We start from the raw sequence: 4,613 nt of genomic DNA, 5'->3' as shown, positions 1-4,613 counted from the left end.
GTACATTTTTTGATAATTGACGAGTGATGATTCTTGATCGCGATCGAAGGAATATCCGTCTTTCATGATAAATTCACGTCCGCGCATCAAGCCAAAACGTGGTCTGATTTCATCACGAAATTTTGTTTGAATCTGAAATGCATTCTTGGGTAAGTCGCGGTAGGAGCTAATTTCCTGTCTGAAGAGATCGGTGATTGCTTCTTCGTGCGTTGGACCAATGCAGAAATCTCGATTGTGTCTGTCTTTAAAACGGAGAAGTTCTTTTCCGTAGTAATCCCATCTTCCGGTTTCAGTCCACAGCTCTGATGGCATAACAATGGGAAGAAGTAATTCATGAGCACCATTTTTTTCCATTTCTTCGCGAACAATTTTTTCGATTTTTCGAATCACACGAAGACAAAGAGGAAGATACGTATAAACGCCTGCTGCAAGCTTGCGAATATAACCCGCACGCAGCATGAGTTTGTGGCTTATTACCTCGGCATCATTTGGGGCTTCTCGCAACGTTGGAATGAGTATTTCAGAGTATTTCACCAGCCTGCTCCTTTGCACATAGGGGAGAAAATCTGGCGAACCCTAGCAAAAGAACAATTGGAAAGACAAGGAAAAGAAAGTGAAAGTGATTTTTTTCCGAAGAGGACAAGGGAAGTAACGAGCAGCCCTTGGAGGCATTCGCAGCACCTTCCTCTGGAAGTGTGCTCACAGCTGAGACCGCCTTAGCCTGGTAAGGATACTCAGGGCTATTACCTGCAGAAAAATAACTTGCGCAAGGAGTGTCTACATCAACCTTTGCGGTGGGAAGCTCTATAACATCTCCAGCATTTTGGCAGACGACTGTGGTTGAGCCTGAAGCTGTTGGAATAAATTGGGGCTCAAATGCAAAATCGAGTTCACGTACTGAAAATCCAAAACCACTCACAGGAGGTTCATCAGATTCGTCAGATTCTTTACCATTAAATTCATCAGTAAGCGGCTCGTAGTAGATTTCATACGTCTTTCCTGGCAATAAGCCAAAAAGAGCATAATTACTTTTATTCGCGCATCCACTGTAAAGTGCACCAGTAATTGATGAATGCGTATCTTGTCTTCGTGTCTGCACTGACTTGTCTACGCGACGTGCAATGATATTTACTCCACGCAGAGGATTTTCGTTTCTATCCTGAAGCTCACCTCTTAAAGAACAAAATTCAGTGCTAAACTGAGTTGAAGGGTACAGCCATCCTAACGTAAATTTATCATCTCTCGTTGGATAACGTTGAAGTGTGGTTTTCAGCGCGGGATACATTGTGGGAATGTATTGTGCTTCCGGACATTCACCACCCTTTGTGCAATTGAGCGCAACGTCTAAATTTGTTTGAGAATGTTCAAGGTTTAAAAGATGGCCAGTTTCATGTTGAATATTTCCACGGTATGATTCCGCCTTCTCAGCAATGGTGGCACCAAGTAAATCTCCCTCTAAAATCAGACCGTTAAAAATAATAACACCTCTCGAGATACTTTTCTCACCTAAATTAACAAGCGAGTGAACAGTCACAGCTATAATTTCAGAGGTGTTATGACCAAGATCGGTGAGAATACTTCCATCTTCATCAAAAATGACCACAGTTTTTCCGGGTTCAGCCTTAAGATATTTTTGAGCATTCTCAATTGTGATATCTTCGCCAACATCACCGCCATATTCTATTTGAAGATTAACAAGCGGAACATTTTTTCCATGAGCATTTGTAGCTTCTGCACTTGCCCAATCTTCCAATGCAGCTTGAACCCACGTAACTGCAACAGCGTGATCTACGACACTTGAAAGATTACCAGCATCTGTATACCACGTAATTTTATTTTGTGGCCATCTGAAAGCTTTTCCGGTGTGAGAAAATGCATCAATAATAAGAGCCCCACCCGCAGAAGCAGATGAGGAAAAAAGAAAGAAGAGAAGGAAAATATATTTTTTCATAATTCAGTGTCTATTTTCTTCAAGAAAACGTCCAAGGGTATACTATTATTTTCTGTTGTTATCGAAGCCTTGCCAGGTTTACTTACTTGAAGGTTCATTTTTTTTCGGCCAAAAGGAAAACGTACTTTTTGTTCTCCTGTTTCTGAAGAAATGGGAAAGATTCCTTTTCCCAAACCTAACGGAGTTGTGAGTCCGGTGTTGGGAGAAAGTTTGTTGAGGAAAAGAACATACTCATTTCCCTTTTTATAAGGAAAAAAATTTGTTTTATTTTTGCTGAGGTTTGAGGAAATTCCTGCCCATTGCTGAAACAGGACCTGTTCATCTTTGAAAGCAAGGTCAGATTTTTTTCCTTTAATCCATTTTGTTACTTGAAAGTGAAAGGTGACAACATCTAAGCCTTCGGAGAAATGAGCTGAAATTTTTTTCCCTTTTTCCTGAGCTATAAATTCACCTTGAAAAACGTACGCGGCCTCATCCACCATGTTCGGAAAATCTTGAGCTAAGACTTGGCTAGAAGGAGCAGTGTTTGGGAAAAAAAGAAGGACAAGAAAAAGAAGCCTTAAAGAATAGGGTTTTAATCGCATGTCTGAAGTATATCATAAGCAAATAGGTATGGTCAATGAACGCATAAAAAGAAAAAACCAGCCTTTTGAGGGGCTGGTTTTTAGATCTTGGTTTATATTTCCCTATTATTCAGCTGTGTCCGAATTTTCTACTGGTGGTATCCAACCAGCGGGCTTTTCCGCAGAATGAAGCAACAACTCATACTCAGCACAATCAACAAACTCACCTTTACTTACTTCTTCCATTATCATGACTTTTCCAGTGGCAGTTTTTTCGCCAGGAATTGCTTCCATTTCTGGGTTTTCGCTTGTATCGTTTTCGTTCACTTTTCGCATTTCCTGTTTAAAGTCCATGAGGTAAGCTACGTTGTAACCCGGCATTTTTTGCACAACATAAACAGATGCTTTATCGTTCTTCTCTTTTTTGTATCCTGTAACTTCTCCCGCAAATTCTTTTTCTTTGTCATCACCAAATACAATACTTGCAGAACCATCAAGTTTAGAAACGGTGATTATATCCATCTCAATATTTCCACTCTCCGAAGTCTGAATGCTGCAAGAACTAGTATCAATGAGTTCTTTTTTGCCTACAAAAAAACCTTCGTAGACCGGAACAACAACACCCGTGTCATAGACAGACTTAATCGCTTTGTTTTCGCTATCAAGTGAAGCACACGAGATAAGAGAAAGACTCAAAATGAAACAAACTGCCAAACGTCCTAACATAACCCCTCCTTAAAATAAGATCTGGTGCGACTTTAAGCAGATTCAAACCTACAATTCAAGTATCGTCTGCAAAGAGAAAAAGTTGCTAAGTTTTTGATGAATGAGATAAGTTTTTTTATTTTGAGCATTTCCCTTTTGCTGTCTAAGTGAGACCAAGCATGAAAAACTCTGTAACAACTTGTTATATCTGCATTTTTCCCACATTTTGACTTGTAACAACAAAAAACCCAGCATCTTGCGATGCAGGGTTTTTTAAATTTAAACTGGCGGCGTCCTACTCTCCCACAGAACAAGACTGCAGTACCATCGGCGCTGAGGGACTTAACTTCCGAGTTCGGAATGGGTTCGGGTGTGACCCCCTCGCTATAACCACCAGAAAGGCTAACACTGTTTGCACAGTGTGTTTTTCTGTTTTGCTGAATAAAAACAAATGTCATGTATTCAAATCAATATCGAAAGAGACCTCTTGAAGCGAATCATACAAAACTCAACCAAAGTAAAACTTTGAATTGAAGTTCTCTCCTGTCGTTCGAAAACGACAAGAAAAAATTTAAGGTCAAATCAATCGACCGATTAGTACGGGTTAGCTCCACACATTACTGCGCTTCCACACCCCGCCTATCAAACTTGTAGTCTTCAAGTGGTCTTAAGGGATACCTTATCTTGAAGTTGGCTTCCCGCTTAGATGCTTTCAGCGGTTATCCGTTCCACACATAGCTACCCAGCTGTGCCGATAGGCTCGACAACTGGTGCACCAGAGGTATGTCCATTCCGGTCCTCTCGTACTAGGAACAGCTCTCCTCAAGTATCCTACGCCCACGACGGATAGGGACCGAACTGTCTCGCGACGTTCTGAACCCAGCTCACGTACCGCTTTAATTGGCGAACAGCCAAACCCTTGGGACCTGCTCCAGCCCCAGGATGCGATGAGCCGACATCGAGGTGCCAAACCGCCGCGTCGATATGAACTCTTGGCGGCGATCAGCCTGTTATCCCCGGCGTACCTTTTATCCGATGAGCGATGGCCCTTCCATACGGGACCACCGGATCACTAGGACCTACTTTCGTATCTGCTCGACTTGTTTGTCTCGCAGTTAAGCTCTCTTATGCCCTTACACTCAACGACTGGTTTCCAATCAGTCTGAGAGAACCTTCGCGCTCCTCCGGTACAATTTGGGAGGAAACCGCCCCAGTCAAACTACCCACCAGACAGTGTCCCTCTCCCGGATAACGGGAGTAGGTTAGAAATCCAAACTAATCAGGGTGGTATTTCAAGGTTGGCTCCACCGAAGCTAGCGCCCCGGCTTCAAAGCCTCCCACCTATCCTACACAAATTAATTCAAATTTCACTGCCAAGTTGTAGTAAAGGTGCA

The 4,613-nt window shown here is 42.3% G+C and carries 3 protein-coding genes and 2 rRNA genes (1 of these 5 running past the window's edge); all 5 read right to left on the bottom strand.

Going from position 1 to position 4,613, the window contains the following annotated elements:
• Positions 1-520 precede the first annotated feature (520 nt).
• The gene (locus COV43_02970) at positions 521-1,951 is read right to left on the bottom strand and encodes a hypothetical protein (GenBank protein ID PIR25962.1); all 1,431 of its coding nucleotides are present in this window, start codon (positions 1,949-1,951) and stop codon (positions 521-523) included.
• Complete coding sequence (locus tag COV43_02965) at positions 1,948-2,535, bottom strand: hypothetical protein (protein PIR25961.1); 588 nt, start codon at positions 2,533-2,535, stop codon at positions 1,948-1,950. Before COV43_02965 ends, COV43_02970 begins: the two co-directional genes overlap by 4 nt.
• A 105-nt stretch (positions 2,536-2,640) precedes the next feature.
• Positions 2,641-3,240, bottom strand: coding sequence for a hypothetical protein (locus COV43_02960; GenBank protein PIR25960.1), 600 nt, complete (start codon positions 3,238-3,240; stop codon positions 2,641-2,643).
• A 261-nt stretch (positions 3,241-3,501) separates the two neighbouring features.
• Positions 3,502-3,617, bottom strand: a 5S ribosomal RNA gene (gene rrf / locus COV43_02955).
• Positions 3,618-3,789: 172 nt separating this feature from the next.
• Positions 3,790-4,613, bottom strand: a 23S ribosomal RNA gene (locus COV43_02950) (it continues 2,092 nt past the right edge of the window).

Source organism: Deltaproteobacteria bacterium CG11_big_fil_rev_8_21_14_0_20_42_23, from assembly GCA_002796345.1.
Taxonomy (GTDB): Bacteria; UBA10199; UBA10199; order 2-02-FULL-44-16; family 2-02-FULL-44-16; genus 1-14-0-20-42-23.
This window is presented reverse-complemented; position numbering and strand designations above follow the sequence as displayed.